The organism is Acinetobacter sp. SH20PTE14 (assembly GCF_021391555.1).
Lineage (GTDB): Bacteria > Pseudomonadota > Gammaproteobacteria > Pseudomonadales > Moraxellaceae > Acinetobacter > Acinetobacter amyesii.
Genome location: NZ_CP090068.1, coordinates 24775 through 47701, shown reverse-complemented (window position 1 = coordinate 47701; position 22927 = coordinate 24775). Strand labels below are relative to the sequence as shown.

The following is a 22927-nucleotide window of genomic DNA, read 5'->3' as shown; positions in this document are numbered from 1 at the left end:
AATGGGCGTTATACGAAATGCTTTTTAAAATATCCTTGTTTTTCATATAGTTAAAAATTTTTAATCGACCTCAAAAACAGCAAAAAGCCGACTTTGAAACAAGTCGGATTTTTTATGAGCGGTTTTGATACTTCTTGACAATAATTTTGACTAAAAATTACACTTACTGGATTGAGTTATACAATTTTATGATACATTATTGTATATACAAATTTGAATGTTTTTTATGGAACAGTATTTTGAATGGGATGAGGCTAAGAATCGAAAGAATCAGAAAAAGCATGATGTCTCTTTCGAAACTGCGAGCCTTGTTTTTGAAGATCCACTACGGATCTCAATCCAGGACAGACATACCGATGGCGAAGAACGTTGGCAGACCATTGGAAAAGTAAAAGGCGTACTAATGCTCTTAGTAGCTCATACCATCTTTGATGAAGATGACTGTGAAATCATACGAATCATTAGTGCAAGACAGGTAACTAAAGCGGAGCGAGATAAATATGAGCATGGTTAGATACTCACGCAAAGAGCTGAATGAAAAATTCAGCGACAAGCAAGATGCTGAAATTGAACGCTTGCTTGCTAAAGGTATAGTTCCTGATGATCAGCTAGATCTATCAGATATTCCTGAAATGACTGATTGGAGTAATGCTGCACGCCATAATCAATTCTATCGCCCTGTGAAGCAACAAACTTCTATTCGGTTAGATGCTGATGTGCTTGCTTGGTTCAAAGCACAAGGTAAAGGTTATCAAACACGAATGAATGAAATTTTACGGGATGCTATGCTTAAAGAATTAAAAAATCATCAATAGAAATGGGAGCTTAAGCTCTCATTTTTTATCTTAAACTAATCAGTATCTTAATTTAAAAGCAAAAAATTATAAGTAAAAATAATTTAGGAATTATTAGATGCTTAAATCTCAATTTAAACCGAAGAAAATTTCCATTTATACACATATTACAGTTTTCATTGTGTCTATAGTTTGTGGGGTAATACTTCTTCCAAACTTTTTAATTTTCCCTGCAATTTTCTATACTTGCACATATAAAAAAATAAGCGTGATAAAATCATTTATTATCGGAATATTTGTTTGCGTACTATTGTGGATTTCCAATATTTTGTATGGAAAACTAGCAGAGCATTGTTGGTATGAATATAAAACTAAAGGTATATGTGCCCTAGTCAAACCAAACTTTACTTTGTAAAAAAAGAAAGTTGAAAAATTTAAGTTTTAAATTAGATTTTTCTTCAATATTCCAAATATTCATTTAACATAAAATCTCTTATACGAAATCTAGATTCAAGACATAAAAAAGCCCGACATCCTGTCGGGCTTTTTCGTATTGGTTCGCTTGGCATGACTCCTGTCGTACCGCCGATCCTTGTGCGATTATTTATTTTTATTCTGCGGAACGTCCTGTTCTCTTATGACTTCATGATATTGAATACAAGGGATTGTGAATATCCGCAAAACCCCTAAATTCATGTGCGCTCAGGCGTACAAAATTGGTGGATTTTTATCCCAAGAGTTGTCCGCAGAAATTGGGGATAATTTAAGCCAGCGCTGGCTTGATAACGCAGAGAAAAATGACAATTTGATTAAATATTGATCAATTTTATTGGCAAGAAGTATCAAAATTGCTCAAAAAGAAACCGACTTGTTTCCAAGTCGGTTTTTTATTGTTTTTCAGGGGGATGAAAAATTTTTAACTGTATGAAAAACAAGGATATTTTAAGAAGCATTTCGTATAACCTCTATTATGTTAAATAGACTCAAAAATACTGGAAGTTTTGCGATAGTTACTCTATTGATTAGCATTCCAAGCTTTTAATAAACGCCAAATATTTTGATCTACAGCTTTCCAATCTTTTAATGATTCATAAGGCATTCTCCATTCAATATTCACGTTAGGATAGAGAGGTGTTTCAGATTTTGTGGTTATTACGATTTGGTCTGTAAGATTACGATTAATTGTCATTAAAAATTCAGAATGGTATGGATCTGATGCATGACCTAAACAATGATAAGAAATATCAGAATCCAAATTTATTGAATAGCATTCTAAATCAAATTTTTTAAATGAATCTTCATATTTTACAAATTTATGTGATGTTAAATAGTTTATCCATTCTCTTGGTGTTCGTTTATATTTAAAAGATATGGGATCAAGTGTACTGAAATTTTGTAGATGCACTTTTACTTGATCTTGATAACTCCTATCATAAAAGTTATTAATTTTTATATTCTTAGCATTATTCAAAAGTAGATTAAATTGCATAGGCTTTTGAAAATCGGCAACGTTCTCAATTTTATCATCGTCATTTAGTATTTCTACTGTAGGAATGAAGTTAATAGGAAACTGCCCAAGAAAAGGGTTACTTAAAACTATGCCTTGCTCAATATTCTTTTTACCACCTACAACTGTTTTTATAATTAAATCCGATGAAATCCCCCAAGTCACTAAATCCCCTGATTTTGATATATCTTTATAATATTCAATATCCGATTTTTCTGATAAAGATTTAGACCTAGGTTCTGAAGAGTCAGTACATCCACATATAGCAGTAAAATGTATTAAAATAATAAAAGTTCTGATGGCATTCATAATGAAAGTCTTCTATTTATTAAATTTCCCTAAAATTAACATAATACACGTTATACAAAGTTGGAAAATTGAGACTATAACCTTAATTTTTATGTGTTTTTTGAATTTAATGCCTAGGCCAGTGCCTAGGTTTTTCATCTCCTATAACAGCCATTATGTTAAATCGAAACTATTTCTAAGGTATTTGATAGAATCAAAAGGCTTTGTTGCATAAATATTTGAGAGATTGAACTATCCCAAGTATTCCAAATTTAAGAGACAGCTTGGGTCTGAGGACGACCTAATTCCGTAAATCTGTTGAGGACTGCTATACGTGCATGAATTTCATTGACTTGGCTATCAAATTTTCTTGCACTGAGTTTATCCCCCAATAATTTGATGCAATGCATCTTAGTTTCGACCAAACTTCGGCAATGATAGCCGGACCATTTTTTCCATAGTGTCCTGCCTAAACGTTTAACTGTTCGAAGTAATTCATTTCGCTCTTGCGAGCTGATCTTTGTATCTTTCCAAGGCTTTGCATTTTTTCTTGGAGGAATCACAGCATGCGCTTGCCGATCTGCAATGACCTGACGGCATTGCTTGGTGTCATAAGCTCCATCGGTATAAACGGAATCAATTTGCTCATCTTGTGGAATCTGATCAAGTAAATCTTCAAGCACTTGTGAATCACTCACATTATTTGTAGTGAGTTGAATAGTACGTATTTACAGGGTTTCAGCATCTTTACCAATATGAAGTTTACGCCATTGGCGACGATATTCTGGTTGGTGCTTCTTACGCTTCCATTCACCTTCGCCTAGAAACTTTAAGCCAGTAGAGTCAACGAACAGATGTAGCCCATCAGTACTTTTTTGATAGCTAATCGCAATATTGATATGCTTTTGTCGTCTGCAAAGGGTGGAATAATCTGGTGCTGTCCAGTCTAGACCACACAGTTTAATTAGACTTTGAACAAAACCTGTGACCATGCGTAAAGAGAGTCGAAATAAATATTTGATCATTAAGCAGCATTGTATAGCAGTATCAGAATAAGTTTGATTTCGACCTTGCTTGCCTTGTGATTGCGCATACCACTGAGTGTTTGGATCAAACCAAATGGCAATATTTCCACGATTAATGAGTGCTCGGTTGTATGTAGACCAATTGGTTGTACGATAGATTTTAGGTGTGGGCTTATTCATTTGGAAACTATATTACTAAACAAGCTTTTATGGATAGGTTTGTGCAACAAAGCCTTTATTTAGTGAAATTGAGAAAGTAAGGCCAAAAAAACTATTAATATACTAGTGGACTTAAATATTCACTGATTTTTATTTTAGCAGGTATGAGAAATTAATATGAAATTGATTTTATCAACTTCTTTTTTGCTGTTATCGATGATCTTTTATACTGTTTTTTATAATAATCTTATTTTAAAAAATAAGATTAAAGATAAGGATAATATTATTGATGGGTGTATGGTTATTACTGGGAAATATCATACGAAATATGATGGTTTTAGGTATGTGGTTGAAGTTGATGGAAAGAGCTTTTATTTAATTAATTTGGTTAGTAGTGTCTTACCATTTGGTAGTAGGTATTATTATTTTAAAGATGAAATAAATGTAAGCAATAAGTGTTATAAGGTTAAATATGTAAAAGTTTATTTTTTATTTTATGAAAGAAGGTATATTTATGATCTTGTAGAAAAATAATATTTTTTAATTTTTATTTTAATATTTAAAATTGGGTGATTTATGACGCAAAAACAGAATCAGGGTCTTTAGCATATGAATTCAGAAAAAGAGAAGGTCTTAACCTAATACCATTTGCACGTTTATTGGATTGGACTGCATATTTTAATGGTGATGATATTGATGGTGATCCATCAGTTTTTGTTTTTGATCTAGGTGATATGCCACATCACGTAAAGTTTAAAAATTTCAAAGATTGGTTAGACAAAGCTCCTAGCTTTTAATTTTTCTAAAATTAACATAATACACGTTATACGAAGCTAAAAAATTGGGACTATCGCCTTAATTTTTATGTATTTTTTAAAATTTAAAGCCTAGATCCGAGTCTAGGCTTTTTCATTTCTTATAACAGCCATTATGTTAAATGGGGGGATTAGATCCATCCTCCAGTAATAAAATCTCCTGAATCATATCCAATAGAGTACCCAACCTTTCTTTCTGGGTAAGCGGTTTTATAATGATTCATTGACGCTTGTGCCAGTTTAAGTGCATAAGCTAAGAACAAAGGATATTCAGCATAATTATCCAGTTCTGTTTCATCTGCTAAATCTTCAATAGATCGTAAAATTTCAGAGCTAAAAGTGCCTTGCTCAGGATAGTATGTTCTAGCTTCAGACATCCAATCTAAGTTATCCTCTTCTGCAATGTATTGATCTGATACTGCAAAATATAGATATCCATTATCAGAAAGACCAAACCAAAACCCTTGCTCAATAAAGGGAGAAGCCTCTTTTTCTAAAGAGTCAATTACGTGGGCTGCTAAACTTTTAACTTCTGTTGTGTAATCTAATTCTTTGAATAGGTCCCAACTTTTGTTTGGCTGCATTTCATGACAATGATTGATGATCGTTGTCATGAAATTATCAATATCTAGATCATTTTTATGAAGATCAATTTCTTTAAAGATTTTTACGAAGTCAAATGACATAAATAGCCTACATTTTTCCAAAATTTAAATAAGTAAGAAACGGTTAGATTCCCTAAAATTAACATAATGCACGTTATACGAAATTTAAAAAATGAGATTATCCTTATGATAATTAAAGAAATTTAAAAATTTCGTATAATCGCCATTATGTTAAATCGATGATAAAAGGCTCGACTCATAGAATTATTCATTTAGAAGTTATAGGGTATTCATCATGAATCTGCAAAACAAAGTCATTAAAATCAATTAATTGATATATCATTCTCTGCTTGTAGAATAAAATATTTACTTCTATATATTCAGCTTTATAACATTTTGTTCTATCCATTTTGTTTATAAAATTTGGAAATTGCTTCTTAAATGGAAAATAGGGTCTAACTAAGTTCTGGCTCTTTAAACCATCAACTAAAAAATAATAACTATCTATCGAGATATATGCTCCTGTAGATTTTCTTGAATGGGGCTTATAACCTAGATAACACATTTCTCCAACTTTAAAGTTTCCCTGTTCATATTGTTTATCTACCATTTTTGATACAAAGATAGAAAATAAAATTTTAAAAATAAAAAATAAAAAAAATAATAAAAGTGCTCCAATTAAAAGTACTCTTCTATGATAAAGATCCATCTGCATTCCTTTTAAAATTTTATTTTTAATATTTCTAAAATTAACATAATACACGTTATACGAAGTTTTAAAACAGAGTATATGATGCTGATTTTTATTTATTTTTTAAATTTTAAAGCCTAGACCAGTCTCTAGGCTTTTTCATTTTGTATAACAGCTATTATGTTAAATAGGGTGCTTACATACTTCATTCCTCTTTAATTTCTACTGTATAGAATGAGCGTGTGAAAGGCACTGTGCTGTAATTTCATCAAGGTTTTTTTCGATCTCGTTCCAACTATCGAGATATTCTTGAAATTTCTCATTCATAAAGTTTGAATGTAATGCTACCTGCATATAGTAGCCATCAATAACCAGGGCTATAAAATTTAGGTTGCTTTCAACAATGGCATATCCACCATTTTGCATTTGCAGAAAAGAGCGAGAAGTATAATCTAAATACTTGGCTTCTATTGGGGTCTTAGCAATCATTGCTGGAGAATATGCGGCAAAGATATTTTCACTCTTTACATTGTTCATAGGTAGCCAATAGAGATATCCATCTGTTTGCTTTAGGCTCTCACATAGCAGCTCATATAAGGCTTGATTAAATTTTTCTTTATATCTATTTGAAAAATCTAATAAATTTAATTTTTTATTTTTAGAAATTATTGAAGGATCAATATAATTCTTATGATTAATCCATAAAGTAAATATATTAGAAATATCGGTATATTCCTTATTACTCAATTTTCCATAATAGGGCTTTAAGGGATCATTATCCTCAATCCAAGGTTCAGTTTTCATATTCATAGAACCATTCTCTAGTGTATTTAGACATTCATTTTAAAGTAAAGAAAAACTAAAATTAACATAATACACGTTATACGAACTAACATAAAAAATGGAGCCTAAATCTCCATTTTTTAATAACTTTTTTTAAATTGCTAAGGGCTTTGTTGCACAAATCTATCTGTAAAGGCTTTTTCAGCGATATAATTTTCAAATGAAGAAGCCTACACACAAAATCTACCGCACAACCAATTGGCCCGCATATAACAGAGCCCTCATTAATCGTGGGAATATTGCTATTTGGTTCGATCCAAAGACCCAGTGGTATGCACAATCACAAGGCAAACATGGACGAAATCAAACTTACTCCGATACTGCTATTCTTGGTATCGATGCTGAAACCCTTCAAATACGTGCTGTACAACTCACCGCAAATAATGTCAGTGATTCACAGGTACTGGAAGATTTAATTGCTCAAATCCCTTTAGATGAACAAATCGATTGTACCTATACAGATGGTGCTTATGACACAAAACGATGCCGTCAGGTCATTGCAGATCGGCAAGCACATGCGGTGATTCTACCTAGAAAAAATGCGAAACCATGGAAAGATACAAAGAGTAGCTCGCTAGAGCGAAATGAATTACTTCGAACAGTTACACGTTTAAGCAGGACACTATGGAAAAAATGGTCAGGCTATCATCGGTGAAGTTTGGTTGAAACTAAGATGCATTGCATCAAATTATTGGGGGATAAACTCAGTGCAAGAAAATTTGATAGCCAAGTCAATGAAATTCATGCACGTGTAGCAGTCCTCAACAGATTTACGGAATTAGGTCGACCACTTACCCAAGTTACGCCTTAAATTTGGCTCAATTAGGGGGCTTTGTATTTCAAATCTTTGTGCAACAAAGCCTGGTGAGAATATAGACACTTTAAATGGGTTCTAACAAAACCTGTTATTCCCAAGTAGAAATGTCTATGCGATAAACCATTTAAAATGTCCTGTTTTTAACTACAAGAGTCAAGCACAGGATTTAAATTTCTTTGTTCAATAACAACTTTCTGAGCTTTACGACTCGGCATACTTTTCTTGAGACGGGAACGTTTATTCTGTTTCTCCAATTCCTCATGTTGCTGCTGGATATGGGCCAGGACCGAACCTAATCTTTTATTCTCAACCACATCATTCTGCTGTAGTCCAGCCAGTTTATTGAAGACGCTATAGTTGATCTTCCGTCCTTCATGCATGATTGCCACAGTACCATCCGGGTACTCCAGAAATGAAATGTATTGCCCAACAAGCTTATGATTCAGCTCTGTCGGTTCAAGCATATAAATACACTTGTCATAGGTCAGGGTCAGATTCTTGGTGACCTTACGCGGTTCCTGCCAGGTAAAAATATCATCCAGTTCAAGATCAGATTCGCTTAATGGCCGATGCAGGTTCTTTGAGTTTCGCGCACATTTGGCGAACTTCTGATTGAACTGCTCAATAAAGCAGGGTAACCATATATTGGCCTCTGCAATCGAACCGATGCCTTCCAGGCGCATCTCCTTGATCAGACGGTCCTGAAGGGTTCTGTTGGCACGCTCCACACGACCTTTGGCTTGGGGTGAGTTGGCAAAGATAATATCGATGTTCAAATTATTCAGAATCCGCCCAAATTGCGTAATCTGGCTGTCTTGCCTGGATTTCTGATTAACTCTGAATACCGAATGCTTGTCGCTATAAAAGGCTAGAGGTTTGCCGTATTGTTCAATGTAGGCTCGGGTTGAAAGCAGGTAGTCAAAGGTCGTTTCAGCCTCACAAAAGCGCAGATGCAACAGCTTTCCAGTAGCATCATCGATATAAACCAACAAGCAGCATTTTGCAGCTCGACCTTCAAACCAGTCATGATATGAGCCATCAATTTGGATCAGTTCACCGAAGCAATCCCGGTTATAACGTGGCTGATATGGACGCTTCAGGCGCTTGGATCGCGGAATCCACAGGTCATTGGCGTCATCCAGCGCCGAAGCGTTTCTACCGGGATATTCAGGTCAAACATGCTGCTGAGCTTCTCATGCGCCAAGGTGGGTCCAAAGCCCAGCAAATGTTCAGCAATAATGGAAAGGCACTTTGATTTTAACAAGTCATCATGGCGACGATGGCCAGGTTGACCACGACTGGCATGTGCCATACCTGAGACACCATCTTGATTGAGCTTCTGCAATAACCGGGTAATTTGACGGGTGGAAAGATTTAGGATTTCAGCAGCACGGACCTGGGTAATACGATGATCTCGAACGTCTTGCAGAACTGCAAGCCGTTGAATTTCTTTGTCAGACATAGTGATCAGCATCTATATTTATATCCAGTCCATGGTGATAAAAACCATCATAAACTAGACATTTTTATTGGTGAGAATATAGACACTTTAAATGGGTTCTAACAGAAGCATTTCGTATAATATAGATTATGTTAAATATAATACACCATCCATTAACTTCATATTTGTACTTATTTTACATAATATCAATAACTTATACAAATAAAACTCCTAAGCAAAAATATGATATGTTGACCTAAATTGTAGTTCATGAAGTTCACACTATGTTTGAAGTTAAAAGTATTCATTTAGAACAAAAGATATCTAATGAGAACGAAATTAAATTATTGTTTGATACTGAATCAACATTTCCATGCTTATACCCATTATTATTTAGCTTGAAAGGGCTTTGTTGCACAAAGATTTAAAAGACAACACTCTGCTCATTTGAACAGAATTTAAGTGATAACTTGGGTAAGTGGTCGACCTAATTCCGTAAATCTGTTGAGGACTGCTACACGTGTATGTATCTCATTCACTTGGCTATCAAAACTCCTTGTACTGAGTTTATCTCCTAATAATTTAATGCAGTACATCTTAGTTTCAACCAAACTTCGCCGATGATAGCCTGACCATTTTTTCCATAGTGTCCTGCCTAAACGTTTAATTGTTCGAAGTAATTCATTTCGCTCTAGCGAGCTACTCTTTGTATCTTTCCATGGTTTCGCATTTTTCTTGGCGGAATCACTGCATACGCTTGCCAATCTGCAATGACCTGACGGCATTGCTTGGTGTCATAAGCTCCATCGGTATAAACAGAGTCAATTTGCTCATCTTGTGGAATCTGATTAAGTAAATCATCAAGCACCTGTGAATCACTGAAATTATTGGTTGTGAGCTGAATAGCGTGTAGTGTTTTAGCATCTATACCAATATGTAGTTTACGCCATTGACGACGATATTCAGGTCTATGTTTCTTACGCTTCCATTCACCTTCACCTAAAAACTTTAGCCCAGTAGAGTCTACGAGTAGTAGATGAAGACCACCACTACTTTTTTGATAACCAATTGTAATATCGATATGCCTTTGTCTTCTGCACAGTGTGGAATAATCTGGCGCTGTCCAATCTAATCCACAAAGCTTAATCAGACTTTAGACAAATCCAGTAACCATACGTAAAGACAGACGGAATAAGGATTTAATCATCAGAATAGGTTTGAAATTTTCATCAACATATTCTTGCCTTTCAATATCAACTTCTGTTATTTCAAGTGCATAATTTTGTGCCATTTCAAAAATTCTATTTTTATATCCTCCTTCTCTCCTCCATTTTTCTAACCATTGCCCTAAAAAATTTATCAGCAAATCCGCCATCTTGAATCAGCATCTGGGTCAAATCTGCACATTTTTGTTTAATGGTATCTTCTAGCAAAACATCTACACTTTGCATGGAGTCTGCTAAACATTGAATTTCCGCCGCGCGCTGAACCGTCCATAGCAAAAAGAATGCTTTTTCAATACTATTTTCACCAACAGCAACACCATGATTTCTCAGAACCAAAATATGTTTTTGTCCTAAACTCTGGATCATGCGCTTTTTTTCATCTTCAAATAATGTGATCCCTTCAAAGGTATGATAAGCCACGCGGCCAAACAATTGAGCGCCATAAAAATTATCGTTTTTAAACCCTTGTTGTTTCTGTGCAATTGCGCTGATTGGCGTAGTATGCGTATGGATTAAACAGCGAATATCATGTCGCGCCCCATGTACCGCGCTGTGCAAAGCAAAGCCAGCAGGATTGGCATCATATTCAGAGGGCGTTACTTTATTCCCAGACAAATCTACCTTAAGTAAGTTTTCAGGGGTTATTTCTGTGTAATTGAGACCAAAAGGGTTCACCAAATAATAGTGTTCATTGCCCGGTAAGCGAGCTGAAACATGATTAAAAATTGTCTCGGTCCAGCCAAAAAAATCAATCAAATGGTAACATTGGGCCAGCTTTACCCGTAAATCCCATTCTTCCTGACTGACATCCATTGGCTTTTGAAAATTATTATTCATGTTGAAGATCCCTCATTTTTTATCGACTGAGCACTTAAAAAATGGCTTAGTTCATAAATTATTTTTGTCACAGGCAACTCGCAGCCGTAGCGCTCAGCTAACTCAAACACTGCATCGGCAATATTTGCCAATTCCAGTGTTTTCTTGTCTTGGTAGTCATACCACATCGATGTATAAATTGAGCCCATTTCTGCACCCAGCTGCATAAAGGTATTTGGATCAATTGAAATCCGCGCACTGTAGCAAGCGGCTACACTTCTGACTTCCTGAGTAATGGATTTGGAAATTGGACTTAAATAAGTATTTGAGTAGATTTGCTCTAAAGTCGTATTGGCGACCACAGACAATGGATTTGAACTGAGGTTGGCAATCACTTTCGTCCAGATTTGATCGCGAATATTTTCGACTGGCCGTGCTTCAATGCCACTATTTTCAAATAAGTTCACCAAATCTTGTAGCCGATCTGACATTTGATGATTCGGCTCCCCAAAAATCAGCAAATGCGGATTTGTAGATTTGACCTGCCCCAGCCCCTGCAATTGTGCCGTGATAAATACTACGGCACCAATCAAGTGTTGCAGAGGAAAATTTTCAGTCAGGGTATTGTGCGGGTCTAAAGCTCTGATTGTGGCTAAAGGCTGTTGTTCGGTAATGCCATAAAAATACCAAAAAGGAATCCCGTTCATTAAAGGAATAATTTGAGTCTTTTCATGCAGCATACGTTTCAAGTTGGGCATAATTTCAGTTAAAGCCTGAAATTTAGTCGCGATAAAAATATAATCTTGATCGCTTAAATCATCTTGATCGCTGACCACTTGCACAGGATAAATATGATGCTGACCGGTTAAGTCCTCTAAATGAATTCCATGTACTTTAATGTGCTGATAATTTTCGCCACGTGCGAGCAAACGTACATTGTGGCCTGCAAGGATAAGCCTTGCAGCCACGACACAACCAATTGCACCTGCACCATAGACGAGAATTTTTGAATCTGAATTCACTTCTGCCTCCATGCAAATCAATGTTGTTGAGCGGTATTAAATTACACCGCTAAAATATCCTGATGTTTGCTATTGATGCCTAAATAACTTTCAATAATGCGTGGATCTTCTACAAGATCACTGCCTTTACCGTGCATAGACAGTTCACCCATTTCTAACACATAGGCATAATCTGCAAGCTTTAATGCGGCACGTGCATTTTGTTCAACCAATAAAATAGACACGCCTTGCGAACGTAAATGGTCGATGACTTTAAAGATTTCACGGGTAATTAACGGTGCAAGACCTAAGCTCGGTTCATCCAACATTAATAGTTTAGGCTTTGCCATAAGTGCACGCCCTACCGCCAACATTTGGCGCTCACCGCCAGATAATGTGCCAGCCTGCTGGCTATGGCGTTCTTTAAGGCGAGGAAAAATATCATACACTTCATTTAAGGTTTGACTCAGTTGTCGATCCCCCTGACGATAGCGCTGAAAAGCGCCAAGCATCAGGTTATCTTCAATACTCATTGAACTAAAAAGCTCTCGCTTTTCAGGCACCAGTCCTAAGCCTCTGACGACCATACGTTCTACTGCAGGACATTGCTCAACCGCACCATCAAATTCAACATTACCTTTAGAACTTAACAAGCCCATAATGGCTGAAAGTAATGTGGTTTTTCCTGCACCATTTGGCCCAACCACAGAGACAATCTGCCCCTCGTTTACGCGCATATTGAAATTGGTTAATGCCTCAACTTTGCCATAGGCAACACTGAGATTGGAAATTTCAAGTAAAGCCTTTCCTTGAGCATTTTGAATGACATCACTCATGCAGCACCTCCAAGATAGGCTTCAAGCACCGCTGGATTTTTTTGAATATCCTCTGGTAAGCCTTCTGCAATTTTTTGACCAAATTCCATTACCACAATACGGTCTGCTAAATTCATCACAAAATCCATGTCATGTTCGACCAGTAAAATTGCCATGCCTTCTGCTCTTAGTTTATTCAATAAAGCGGCCAAGGCTTGTTTCTCTTTAAAACGTAAACCTGCTGCAGGCTCATCAAGCAATAACAAACTTGGGCTTGCGCATAATGCACGTGCAATTTCTAAGATACGTTGTTGTCCCAAAGCTAAACTGCCCGCTTCGGTATACAGATAGTCGCCTAAGCCAACGCGTTCCAACTGTGTTTTCGCTTCATTGAGTAAAATATTTTCCTCATCTCGGTCCATATAGAACATAGAAGAAAAAATACCTTTTTCACCGCGTAAATGCGTGCCAATTGCCGTGTTTTCTAGCACCGTCATTTCTGGCAAAATTTTGACATGCTGGAAGGTTCGGCTCAGTCCTAATCGCGCAATTTCACGTGATGGAATACCATTGATCTTTTGCCCTTTAAATATCACTTCGCCGCTGGTTGGTTCATCCACACCCGAAATTTGGTTGAACATGGTACTTTTACCTGCACCATTCGGGCCAATGAGTGCAAGTATTTCACCTGCATGAATCGATAAATTCATGTCATTGTTGGCAACTAAACCACCAAATTTTTTGGTGACATTTTTAGCCTCTAAAATCACACTGCCTTGTTCAGGTAACTTTGGCGTGGCTAAGGATTGAGAAACGGGATTTACCTTGGGATGGATATCTACGGGTTTAAATTTTGCTGGCACAAGTTTTGTGATGAATGACCATAAACCTGAAGGCGCTTTTTGCATTAATAGAATAATAATCAAGCCAAATACAATGGTTTCATAATGCCCTTCTGCGCCAAAAACAATTGGCAGGAAGTCTTGTAACCATTGTCGAACAAGGGTAAATATACCCGCGCCTAAAATTGCACCCCAAATACTGCCTACACCACCCAGTAACGCCATAAATAGGTAATCAATACCCATTTGTAAACCAAACGGTGTTGGGTTGATGAAGCTTTGTGTATGCGCATATAGCCATCCTGAAACGGAGGCAAATATCGAAGCGATCATAAATACAATCATTTTAGAGCGGAAGGTATTCACACCCATTGATTCTGCCATGACCTGACCGCCTTTTAAGGCGCGCATCGCACGACCTTCACGTGAATTGAGCAAGTTTTTGGTGACAATAATGGCAGCAAAAACAACCAACCAGATGAGGTAATACATTTTATGACCCGAATCGAAGGCATAACCGGCAATCGAGATATTTGGAATATTGGATATCCCTGAATGTCCGCCTAAAGACTCAATGGTAGAGAAGAAATAATATAAAGAAATGCCCCAAGCAATGGTGCCCAAAGGTAAATAATGTCCTGAAAGCTTGAGTGTCAGTCCACCAACCAATAGTGCAGAACATAAGGTAATTAAAATTCCGAACAACAGACCAAACCACGGATTGCCACCTGTCCAAGCCAAAAAGTTTGGCAGCTGTTCAGTGACGGTTAGGTAGGCCGTTGTATATGCGCCAATTCCGACAAGTGCAGCCTGACCAAAGGTGGTCATTCCACCCACACCAGTGACCAGAACTAAACCGAGGACAACCAATGCATTTAAGCCAATATAATTGAGTAACGTCACTTGATAGGTCGGTAAAATAAGCGGACTGATGAATACGATTAGAGCAAAAATTAAAATTAAGTATTTAGATTTCATTCTTCGTCCTCCTCTACATGGCGTGTCGTTAGGGATTTCCACAGTAAAAATGGAATAATGAGTGTGAAGACAATAATTTCCTTGTAATCACTGGCCCAAAACATAGAGAACGATTCAATAACTCCGACGACAACAGCGCCAATGGCCGCAAAAGGAAAGCTGATCAAACCACCAATAATGGCGCCAACAAAGCCTTTTAAACTTAGAATAAATCCAGAGTCATAATATAAAGTGGTGATTGGAGCAATCAGAATGCCTGAAAGCGCGCCAATAAATGCCGCCATAACAAAAGTGAGTTTTCCAGCAAAGATGGGTGAAATTCCCATAAGCTGTGCACCAATACGATTGACTGCAGTGGCGTGTAATGCCTTGCCATAAAGGGTTTTCTCGAAGAAATACCACAATACAAGGATCAAAATAAAGAATGCCGCGATGATCACCAACGTTTGGCTATTGACCGTTAAAGATCCAAGATTAAACGTTGCATCACTAAAGGATTGGGTTTGCGCACCATCAGGGCCAAATATAACTAAACCTAAGCCCACCAAAACCACGTGCACCGCAATAGAAACAATCAGTAAAACTAAAGGTTTTGCGCTAACCAAAGGTTGGAAAAAAGTGCGATAAATTTGAGGGCCCAACGGAATAATTGCCGCTAAGGTTAATATAATTTGTCCCCACATCGGTAACTGATCAAGGTCCAACTTATACATAGCCAGTAATAAAACACCTATATAAATTAGGCTTCCGGCAAATAGCTTGATATTAAAAATACTGTTGTGTCTGACTTTGGCATATAGATCTAATAAAGTATTTACCACAAAGAATGCAGCCACCAACCAAACAATTAAACTTGGTTTACCGGCCTGAATAGATGCCAAAGTAAGTGCACCAAAAACTGCAAATTCGCCCAGAGGAATTAATAATATTCGTGTCACTGAAAATACAAGAATAATGCACAGTGCCAATAAGGCATAAATCGCACCACTGGTGATGCCATCCTGTGCAAGTACCAAGGCAATATCTAAATCCATAACGTCTCCCCGCCTTTCCTGTGGGTGAGTCAATATTCGAGTAAAGGGACGCCTCCACCCGAATAATTTAACTTTTTATCTCTATCAGTTTTATTTCAAAAGCTTCCACTGACCATTTTTCACAATAATCATTTCACGACCACGTTTATCAAAGCCGCTGTGATCTGTTGGCGTCATGTTATAAACACCTTGAGTACCCGCCACTTCTTTTGTGCTTTCTAAAGCATTACGTAGTGCTGCACGGAATTGCGGAGTACCCGGTTTAGCTGTTTTTAAAGCGACAGGCACTGCTTTTTCCAACAAAATTCCAGCATCGTAAACGTTCGCCCCGAAAGTCGCAGGAGTCTGTTTATATTGCGTCTTGTAGGCGTTCATATATTTAGTAGCAACTGCTTTAGACGGATGGCTGCTCGGAATTTCATTAATCACCAGCATCAAACTCGCAGCTAAGATTGTATTTTCTACTTTCTTACCACCTAGTTTTAAGAACTGATCCAATGCAGCACCATGGGTTTGATAGATCTGGCCACGGTAACCGCGGTCAAATAGTGCTGTTTGAGGCGGAACTGCTGCACTGCCAGGTGCGGCAATTAAAATTGCTTGTGGCTTTTTACTGATCAGTTTCAGCGCTTGACCTGTCAAAGACGTATCTTGACGCTGGAAAGACTCCTGAGCGACGACTTGAATGCCATGCTTTTTAGCTAATGCACTCACAACCTTGCCCCAGTTTTCACCATAAGGATCTGCTGTACCAATAAATCCGATGGTTTTGAACTTACGTTTCACCATGTCTTGGATGAGAGCTGCAGCAATAATGTCGTCATTTTGAGTGGTCTTGAATACCCATTTTTTTTGAGCATTCATCGGTAAGACTACAGATGCTGTACCTACTGGTGCTAATAGCGGAACTTGTGCTTTTGCCACTGTTCCAATGACTGCTGAAGCATTTGGCGATCCTGATGGACCAATAATGGCATCGACATTGTTTTCTTTAATTAATTTTTCAACTGCTTTTACTGATGCAGTTGGATCACTGGCATCATCGAGAGAAAAATAACGTACAGTCTCATTGCCAATTTTTTTAGGCAGTAAAGCGATGGTATTTTTTTGAGGGATACCCACCATAGCGATTGGGCCAGATGATGAAGTAATTACGCCTACTTTGATTTCAGCGTGTGCACAAACAATAGAGGCTGCCAAGACACTGGTTGCACATACTAGTTTACTTAAAGTCATTATTCTCTCCTTGCTATTCTTTTAACCTACACGTTGAATCCAATTAGAATTTCATGCTGTAAGTCGTAATGAATCGATTTTCTACAAAATCATTTCCTGCGCTATGACCCGCACCGTATTTGGTTGTGGTATCGATATAGCGCCACTCTAAGCCAAGTCCTTTCAACTTACCTTCTGGAACGGTGTAACCTAAGATAAAGTTTGCTTCGGTTTCTTTATTGTCTGATAGACCCGGACGTTCAATATTTGTTCCGTATAAATAACGGAGTGTGGTACGCAAACCAGGTACGCCTACATCTTTAAAATCATACGAATATTGTGCGTGATAGGTCAGTTCTTCAGGTTTAATAAACCCTAGTGTTGACCATGTATGTAAAAATGGTTGCGGTGCATATCCATCAAATGTTGGGAAGTTGGTTTCGCCTTTATTTTTTTGTACGCCTGCTGCGAATGAATGTGGACCATTACTTAAATTGGCTTGAACACCTAAGGTTTGACTATCAATATTTCCGTAATATGCATCACCATCTTCACTGTTATGGAAATAACGCGCATCCAATTTCAGCTTAGTTGCACCCACAGTGGTGTTGTACGCTGCACTTAAAAAATGTTGCTGATAAATATCTTCAAGTTGCCCGAACCAATATGATCCATCAACTGCAGGAGTGAATTTATAGTCAAAACCAACATAGTTCAAACCATCACTTTCCATGTGTGGTTTACCTGGGGCAAATAAACTTAATTTCTCAAACTCATCATCATTACGTGCATTAATATGCGTGATGCGACCCAATGAAAATTTTAAGTTATCAATTGATTTATTTTCAAATGCAACACCTGCATAGGTCGTTGCCAATTGACGTGACTCATCAATATAAGCGACTGGCGTACGTGGCGACAGCTCACCGATTAATAATTCAGAGTCTTTATATTTGAGCTTTAAAGTCGCGCCAAATTTATTATAGCTGCGTTCTTGCTTATTTTTGATTGAGTCGAATGGAAGAATCGTATCAGGTCTTTCAGCGTTGTGATCAGTCAGACGTAAAGCATAGCTAGATGTTACATCTAATCCCACCTGTACTGGTGTATCTGTATAACCTGAACTAAATTTTAGACCAAGTGCTTGTGACCAGCTACCTACATTAGGGATCGTTGTGTTATCACGCTCCATATAAAAATTTCTAAAATTTAGTGTGGTTTGGCTGTCTTCGACAAAATCAGCATACACAGCCCCATTACAACAGACGGTTAATAATGCTAATGCTGGTAATTTATTCATTTAATATCCTTATACAATACAAATCAAATTGAATTTTTCTCATCTGTTCCAATCAATGAGTTAAGTCATCCCGACAAAGCTAGCCTTTATACTTCATGCCATCTCTGACCATTTTTTATGACTGCATAGCATCAATATTGTTTATTTACATGGAAAATTCAATGTTATTTTAAGTATATTTATATACCTTAAATAGTAAAATCGCCTAAATTATTCACATGAAAGGAATATTCATAAGTCAAAACATTATATTTTTTATGGAGATGAAGTTTTCAAACGATAAAATAGATTAAAGATGTTGTAATGATCAGTTAGTTTGCTTGATTCTGATGTTTTATTAGAAGCTTTTATTGCAATTAGCAAGACTTAAATATGTAACATCTATCGATATGAAATGAATGTAAATAAAATAGTCCTATATTTAATCAAAGCTCATATAAATTAGTCACCCCCCTTTTAGATGACCAGTTTCAATATTCGATTTTTCTAATTTTAGTCATTTCATTGCACTCAAATGAGCTTAATTAGTTTCATGATCATTTAAGCTTTATGTTAATAAGAACTATCCAGCTTAGATTAATTTTTTAGAACTACATTCCTTAAATATACCTTTTAAGTATTTAAAGATACCAAAACAAGACTAGATAAGGTTATAACATTTAATTAAGGTATATATGAACGGATATACAATTTAAGAATCAATGCAGGCTTAACTCATACAACGATTGAATAATTATGAAGTGGACCAGCATTATGGCAACATGAAGGAGATAGCCATGACAGCCGCAAATGTTAAAATTTTTAACACGGAAGAAGTACAAAATTTTATAAATCTACTCAGTGGTCTTGAGCAAGAAGGTGGTAATCCACGTATCAAACAAATTATCCACCGCGTAGTTTCTGATTTATTTAAAACCATCGAAGATTTAGAAATTACTTCTGACGAATATTGGGCGGCAATTGCATATTTAAACCAACTCGGTACAAGTCATGAAGCTGGATTGCTTTCCCCTGGTTTAGGTTTTGACCATTTCCTCGATATGCGTATGGATGCCGCGGATGCCGCTTTAGGTATTGATAACCCAACGCCACGTACCATTGAAGGCCCACTTTATGTGGCTGGCGCGCCTGTGTCACAAGGCTTTGCCCGTATGGATGATGGCAGCGATCCAAATGGCCATACGCTTATTTTGCATGGCACAATTTACAATGCAGATGGTCAACCGATTCCAAATGCACAAGTTGAAATTTGGCATGCCAATACCAAAGGTTTCTATTCACACTTTGACCCAACTGGCGAACAAACACCGTTCAATATGCGCCGTACTATTATGACGGATGCACAAGGCCATTATCGTGTACAAACGATTCTGCCATCAGGTTATGGCTGCCCACCAAATGGTCCAACACAGCAATTGTTAAATCAATTAGGTCGGCACGGTAACCGTCCTGCGCACATCCACTTTTTTGTGTCAGCAGATGGTCATCGCAAACTAACTACGCAAATTAACGTTGCTGGCGACCCGTACACCTACGATGACTTCGCTTTTGCAACTCGTGAAGGCCTAGTGGTTGAAGCGATTGAGCATACCGATCCTGCGACAAGTCAAGCCAACGGCGTAGAAGGTCCATTTGCTGAAATGGTCTTTGATCTAAAATTAAGCCGACTTGTCGATGGAGTTGATAACCAAGTGGTAGACCGCCCGCGCTTGCAAGCTTGATGCAAATATAAATCTAATTTTGAATCTTGTAATCAGGCTGCCAGCAATGGACTAGCCTGATTTGCTTTATGGATAAATAGAAAATTATATGGATATTCGTATTTTTGATGCAGCACAAAATGAAATTTTAGCCATTCTTCCAGAGCGAAATAGGACTTTGGCTCGGCTTCGTGCCATCTTATTAGCAGGACAATTTCCCACCGTGACGGTGATTGGCAAATATAACCACGGTAAAAGCCGACTTTTAAATGAACTCATTGGCGATGACATTTTCTCTGTTGCAGATAAACGTGAAACCGTCACCCTATCTGAACATTTAAAGCATAATATTCGCTGGTTAGATGCACCAGGTTTAGATGCTGATGTCGCAGCCATTGACGACCAATATGCGCAAGATGCGATGTGGACCGAAGCGGATATCCGCTTAATGATCCATTCGGTTCGTGAGGGTGAATTCGATCCGTATGAATTACATTTATTTCAGCAATTCAAACAGGATGAACAGCAAACACGGCGCCAAAGCGTACTCGTGTTGACACAAATCGACCAAGCACCAGATGCAGATGTTTTAGCACATATTATTGACAGTATTAAGAAACAAGCGCCAGATGCCAATGTTCTGCCTGTTTCTGCAACGCGTCATCGCCAAGGCTTAGTCAATTCTAAACCACTCCTAGTTCAACGCAGTGGTATTCCAGAACTAAAGCAAAAGCTCAACAGCATGATTGAAAAAGTATCAACAGTACGCCAGTTTGAAAAAAATAAGATCTTTACTGAACTTAAATCAGAAACATCTGAATTGCAAAATTCGATTCAAACCAATATCCATCAAGTTACTGCAACACTTGAACAGCAATCTGAATCCTTTTTACATGATCTCAATCAAGTGCTAGACAAAGTTCGTGAGGATTTACAGCCCATTCTGCAGATTTCAGGAAAAGACGATTCTTTAGAACCAGATTCCTTTGCCAATATGTATAAAGTGACTGCGGGTAAACGAGATCGTAACCGTATTCAAGTAGCGTATTCTCGCGCTTGTATCGAAATCAACAGTCACTTAGTACGATATGGTGTGATTGGTTTACCTGATACACAAAAAAGTAATGTCCGTAGTTTGGATACTGTGATGGTTGCGGTCATGGGGGTTTCGGTCAAACTGCGTAAGGATTTAAAACTTATTTTTGACGAAGAATCAGGTCGTGATCGTTTGCGACGTGAATTCACACACTATTTTGAAGTCTCGGCCGATCGCATGCAATTGAAAAACCAACTGCAGAATCTAGAGCAACGACTTCAACTCATTGTACAAGCCCAACAAGCAACAGAAACTTTGGAGGGAGCATTATGAGTACTGATTTGATTCAAACTTCGATTGAAAGTCCAATTCAACATTTGATCCAAAGTTCCGATGCTTTCGATCAGCCTGAGCAAGATATTCTACCGCATTTAAATAAAATGCAGGCTTGGCATCAGCAACTGGCAACCAATCTAAATGAACGACGTTTAAACAGTAACGGATTGAGTTCATCCAGCCAAATATCTACTGCGATTGTGGCTTTAAATACCCAACTTGAACATTATCTAAGTTACTGGGAAACACATCTAGATCGACTCAAAGATGCACAGTCTGTTGCTGAACATTTTGAAGATAAAATCATTTTACTGATTTTTGGCAAATTTAATGCTGGTAAAAGTTCATTATGTAATGTCTTGGCTGAAAGTTTCCGTAGACGACAACAAAGCGTTGATTATTTTTATCTCGATGCTGGAAATATCACCGAAAGTGATAAACCTTTAAAAGAAGGTGCCACAGAGACTACCTCACGTTTACAAGGTGTTTGCCTCGGTCATAATTTAATTTTATTAGACACGCCTGGACTGCATTCTGTAACTCCCCAAAATGCCGAACTAACTCAACGGTTTTTAGACAGTGCCGATGGTGTTTTATGGTTAAGCAGTTCATCCTCACCCGGTCAAGTCAAAGAACTCATGGCTTTGGGACAGGAATTACGTAGACATAAACCCTTACTACCTGTGATTACCAGAAGTGATTATTTTGAAGAAGACGAGGTGGATGGAGAAATTTGCCAAGTCTTATGCAATAAAAATTCGGTTCAACGCAGTTTGCAGGAACAGGACGTCTACACGCGTGCCACGGCACAGCTGGTAGAAATGAAAGTTACTCCTGACTTATTGCAAGCGCCAGTATCGATTTCTTCGCAAATGTTAAAAGATGCAGATTTTAATGATCAAGCTATGCAATCTGCTGGATTTAATAGCCTATTTGATGCTCTTTTACATTTAATTGAACCCGCCTTGGCCTATAAACAGCGAAAACCTGCTGAAGCCTTGCTTCATCATTTGCAAGAAGAAATCTTAGCGCCGTTACAACTTGAAGTTGTGCCGCAGCTCAATCAATTGCAGGTGTATTTGAACAATGCAAGCAATGTATTTGTGCAGCATAAGTCTCAAATCATGACACAGACTTGGCGCAGCGTTATTGCCACTTTACCGAGCCTATTAGAACAATTTGCCGAGCAGCAAGCCTTGCCTGATTTATATCGCACGCTTACACAGCAAACCAATCAATTACTGGCAGTACACATTTCAAATCATTTGGTTGATTATCAGTTGAAATTTATGCCGCTTGAGCATTTAGAGTTTTCGGAGCATTTGGCATACGAAGTCATATATGCAGACGAGGGTGAGAACATCTTAGCCATTGGGAATGAGCGTTTATATACTGAAATTTCGAATGATTTATTGCAGAAAATAGACAACTATTTGGATGATGTCATTGAGCAATGTCAAAACGTGCTGAGCAACATTGAAAAGCAAATTGAGACCATCCAACAGGGCTTAATCAATGATGAACAAGAACTAAAATACATTGCCGATTTTTTAAGACGGCCAAGTTCTGATTCGTCAAAAGAGAGGACTCTTTTGAATCTATCCTAAATAAGCACATTAATGAAAACTTCAGTGCAGCTTACC

General features: G+C 37.5%; 18 protein-coding genes and 5 pseudogenes. 9 read left to right on the top strand and 14 right to left on the bottom strand.

Annotated elements, in window-relative coordinates:
- Window positions 1-226 precede the first annotated feature (226 nt).
- Both LXF01_RS16730 and LXF01_RS16725 read left to right on the top strand, forming a co-directional pair.
- Complete coding sequence (locus LXF01_RS16730) at window positions 227-514, top strand: BrnT family toxin (protein WP_039890878.1); 288 nt, start codon at window positions 227-229, stop codon at window positions 512-514.
- Window positions 501-815 (top strand): BrnA antitoxin family protein, encoded by a 315-nt coding sequence (locus tag LXF01_RS16725; protein WP_180102757.1) that lies wholly within the window; start codon window positions 501-503, stop codon window positions 813-815. Before LXF01_RS16730 ends, LXF01_RS16725 begins: the two co-directional genes overlap by 14 nt.
- A gap of 994 nt (window positions 816-1809) precedes the next feature.
- Here the strand turns inward: LXF01_RS16725 and LXF01_RS16720 are convergent.
- Window positions 1810-2610, bottom strand: a complete 801-nt coding sequence (locus LXF01_RS16720) for a hypothetical protein (protein WP_151204773.1) — start codon at window positions 2608-2610, stop codon at window positions 1810-1812.
- Between the two features lie 251 nt (window positions 2611-2861).
- A pseudogene (locus LXF01_RS16715) lies at window positions 2862-3794 on the bottom strand (IS5 family transposase).
- 156 nt (window positions 3795-3950) lie between these two features.
- Between LXF01_RS16715 and LXF01_RS16710 the strand changes: the two are divergent.
- The gene (locus LXF01_RS16710; RefSeq protein WP_180025034.1) at window positions 3951-4307 is read left to right on the top strand and encodes a hypothetical protein; all 357 of its coding nucleotides are present in this window, start codon (window positions 3951-3953) and stop codon (window positions 4305-4307) included.
- Window positions 4308-4342: 35 nt separating this feature from the next.
- The gene (locus LXF01_RS16705) at window positions 4343-4570 is read left to right on the top strand and encodes a hypothetical protein (protein WP_180024629.1); all 228 of its coding nucleotides are present in this window, start codon (window positions 4343-4345) and stop codon (window positions 4568-4570) included.
- A 149-nt stretch (window positions 4571-4719) separates the two neighbouring features.
- On the opposite strand, the gene LXF01_RS16700 is transcribed toward LXF01_RS16705, so the two are convergent.
- The 3 genes from LXF01_RS16700 to LXF01_RS16690 all read right to left on the bottom strand — a co-directional run bounded on the left by LXF01_RS16700 (window position 4720) and on the right by LXF01_RS16690 (window position 6688).
- Window positions 4720-5274 (bottom strand): hypothetical protein, encoded by a 555-nt coding sequence (locus tag LXF01_RS16700; RefSeq protein ID WP_086044968.1) that lies wholly within the window; start codon window positions 5272-5274, stop codon window positions 4720-4722.
- A 187-nt stretch (window positions 5275-5461) separates the two neighbouring features.
- A complete protein-coding gene (locus LXF01_RS16695) occupies window positions 5462-5902 on the bottom strand; it encodes a hypothetical protein (protein ID WP_233945561.1) in 441 nt (146 codons plus the stop codon).
- A 204-nt stretch (window positions 5903-6106) separates the two neighbouring features.
- Window positions 6107-6688, bottom strand: a complete 582-nt coding sequence (locus tag LXF01_RS16690; RefSeq protein WP_233945560.1) for a hypothetical protein — start codon at window positions 6686-6688, stop codon at window positions 6107-6109.
- A 199-nt stretch (window positions 6689-6887) separates the two neighbouring features.
- Between LXF01_RS16690 and LXF01_RS16685 the strand changes: the two are divergent.
- Window positions 6888-7538: pseudogene (locus tag LXF01_RS16685) on the top strand (IS5 family transposase).
- A 146-nt stretch (window positions 7539-7684) separates the two neighbouring features.
- Here the strand turns inward: LXF01_RS16685 and LXF01_RS16680 are convergent.
- Window positions 7685-9018: pseudogene (locus tag LXF01_RS16680) on the bottom strand (ISNCY family transposase).
- A gap of 251 nt (window positions 9019-9269) precedes the next feature.
- Between LXF01_RS16680 and LXF01_RS16675 the strand changes: the two are divergent.
- Window positions 9270-9395: pseudogene (locus LXF01_RS16675) on the top strand (site-specific integrase); the annotation flags it as partial.
- 48 nt (window positions 9396-9443) lie between these two features.
- Here the strand turns inward: LXF01_RS16675 and LXF01_RS16670 are convergent.
- The 8 genes and pseudogenes from LXF01_RS16670 to LXF01_RS16635 all read right to left on the bottom strand — a co-directional run.
- Window positions 9444-10198 (bottom strand): annotated as a pseudogene (locus LXF01_RS16670) (IS5 family transposase); the annotation flags it as partial.
- A gap of 94 nt (window positions 10199-10292) precedes the next feature.
- On the bottom strand, window positions 10293-11048 hold the full coding sequence (locus LXF01_RS16665) for a class II aldolase/adducin family protein (protein WP_180024822.1): 756 nt from the start codon (window positions 11046-11048) through the stop codon (window positions 10293-10295).
- Window positions 11045-12049 carry a ketopantoate reductase family protein gene (locus tag LXF01_RS16660; RefSeq protein WP_233945559.1) on the bottom strand — a complete coding sequence of 335 codons (1005 nt, stop codon included), beginning with the start codon at window positions 12047-12049 and terminating at the stop codon, window positions 11045-11047. The genes LXF01_RS16665 and LXF01_RS16660 overlap by 4 nt, the downstream gene beginning before the upstream one ends.
- Window positions 12050-12090: 41 nt before the next feature.
- On the bottom strand, window positions 12091-12864 hold the full coding sequence (locus LXF01_RS16655; protein WP_233945558.1) for an ABC transporter ATP-binding protein: 774 nt from the start codon (window positions 12862-12864) through the stop codon (window positions 12091-12093).
- On the bottom strand, window positions 12861-14663 hold the full coding sequence (locus LXF01_RS16650; RefSeq protein ID WP_233945557.1) for a branched-chain amino acid ABC transporter ATP-binding protein/permease: 1803 nt from the start codon (window positions 14661-14663) through the stop codon (window positions 12861-12863). Before LXF01_RS16650 ends, LXF01_RS16655 begins: the two co-directional genes overlap by 4 nt.
- Window positions 14660-15697 carry a branched-chain amino acid ABC transporter permease gene (locus LXF01_RS16645; protein WP_233945556.1) on the bottom strand — a complete coding sequence of 346 codons (1038 nt, stop codon included), beginning with the start codon at window positions 15695-15697 and terminating at the stop codon, window positions 14660-14662. The genes LXF01_RS16650 and LXF01_RS16645 overlap by 4 nt, the downstream gene beginning before the upstream one ends.
- A gap of 90 nt (window positions 15698-15787) precedes the next feature.
- Window positions 15788-16933, bottom strand: a complete 1146-nt coding sequence (locus LXF01_RS16640; RefSeq protein WP_180128678.1) for an ABC transporter substrate-binding protein — start codon at window positions 16931-16933, stop codon at window positions 15788-15790.
- A gap of 43 nt (window positions 16934-16976) precedes the next feature.
- Complete coding sequence (locus LXF01_RS16635; protein WP_233945555.1) at window positions 16977-18212, bottom strand: OprD family outer membrane porin; 1236 nt, start codon at window positions 18210-18212, stop codon at window positions 16977-16979.
- A gap of 776 nt (window positions 18213-18988) precedes the next feature.
- Between LXF01_RS16635 and catA the strand changes: the two genes are divergently transcribed.
- From catA to LXF01_RS16620, 3 genes are all read left to right on the top strand, one after another.
- The gene (gene catA / locus LXF01_RS16630) at window positions 18989-19933 is read left to right on the top strand and encodes a catechol 1,2-dioxygenase (RefSeq protein WP_180024829.1); all 945 of its coding nucleotides are present in this window, start codon (window positions 18989-18991) and stop codon (window positions 19931-19933) included.
- Between the two features lie 88 nt (window positions 19934-20021).
- Window positions 20022-21281 carry a GTPase gene (locus LXF01_RS16625; RefSeq protein WP_233945554.1) on the top strand — a complete coding sequence of 420 codons (1260 nt, stop codon included), beginning with the start codon at window positions 20022-20024 and terminating at the stop codon, window positions 21279-21281.
- Window positions 21278-22891, top strand: a complete 1614-nt coding sequence (locus tag LXF01_RS16620; protein ID WP_233945553.1) for a dynamin family protein — start codon at window positions 21278-21280, stop codon at window positions 22889-22891. Before LXF01_RS16625 ends, LXF01_RS16620 begins: the two co-directional genes overlap by 4 nt.
- The last annotated feature ends 36 nt before the right edge of the window (window positions 22892-22927 follow it).

Coding starts and splice junctions, on each gene's coding strand:
- LXF01_RS16730 (WP_039890878.1), top strand. CDS start 227: ATGGAACAGTATTTTGAATGGGATGAGGCTAAGAATCGAAAGAATCAG.
- LXF01_RS16725 (WP_180102757.1), top strand. CDS start 501: ATGAGCATGGTTAGATACTCACGCAAAGAGCTGAATGAAAAATTCAGC.
- LXF01_RS16720 (WP_151204773.1), bottom strand. CDS start 2,610: ATGAATGCCATCAGAACTTTTATTATTTTAATACATTTTACTGCTATA.
- LXF01_RS16710 (WP_180025034.1), top strand. CDS start 3,951: ATGAAATTGATTTTATCAACTTCTTTTTTGCTGTTATCGATGATCTTT.
- LXF01_RS16700 (WP_086044968.1), bottom strand. CDS start 5,274: ATGTCATTTGACTTCGTAAAAATCTTTAAAGAAATTGATCTTCATAAA.
- LXF01_RS16695 (WP_233945561.1), bottom strand. CDS start 5,902: ATGGATCTTTATCATAGAAGAGTACTTTTAATTGGAGCACTTTTATTA.
- LXF01_RS16690 (WP_233945560.1), bottom strand. CDS start 6,688: ATGAAAACTGAACCTTGGATTGAGGATAATGATCCCTTAAAGCCCTAT.
- LXF01_RS16665 (WP_180024822.1), bottom strand. CDS start 11,048: ATGAATAATAATTTTCAAAAGCCAATGGATGTCAGTCAGGAAGAATGG.
- LXF01_RS16655 (WP_233945558.1), bottom strand. CDS start 12,864: ATGAGTGATGTCATTCAAAATGCTCAAGGAAAGGCTTTACTTGAAATT.
- LXF01_RS16650 (WP_233945557.1), bottom strand. CDS start 14,663: ATGAAATCTAAATACTTAATTTTAATTTTTGCTCTAATCGTATTCATC.
- LXF01_RS16645 (WP_233945556.1), bottom strand. CDS start 15,697: ATGGATTTAGATATTGCCTTGGTACTTGCACAGGATGGCATCACCAGT.
- LXF01_RS16640 (WP_180128678.1), bottom strand. CDS start 16,933: ATGACTTTAAGTAAACTAGTATGTGCAACCAGTGTCTTGGCAGCCTCT.
- LXF01_RS16635 (WP_233945555.1), bottom strand. CDS start 18,212: ATGAATAAATTACCAGCATTAGCATTATTAACCGTCTGTTGTAATGGG.
- catA (WP_180024829.1), top strand. CDS start 18,989: ATGACAGCCGCAAATGTTAAAATTTTTAACACGGAAGAAGTACAAAAT.
- LXF01_RS16625 (WP_233945554.1), top strand. CDS start 20,022: ATGGATATTCGTATTTTTGATGCAGCACAAAATGAAATTTTAGCCATT.
- LXF01_RS16620 (WP_233945553.1), top strand. CDS start 21,278: ATGAGTACTGATTTGATTCAAACTTCGATTGAAAGTCCAATTCAACAT.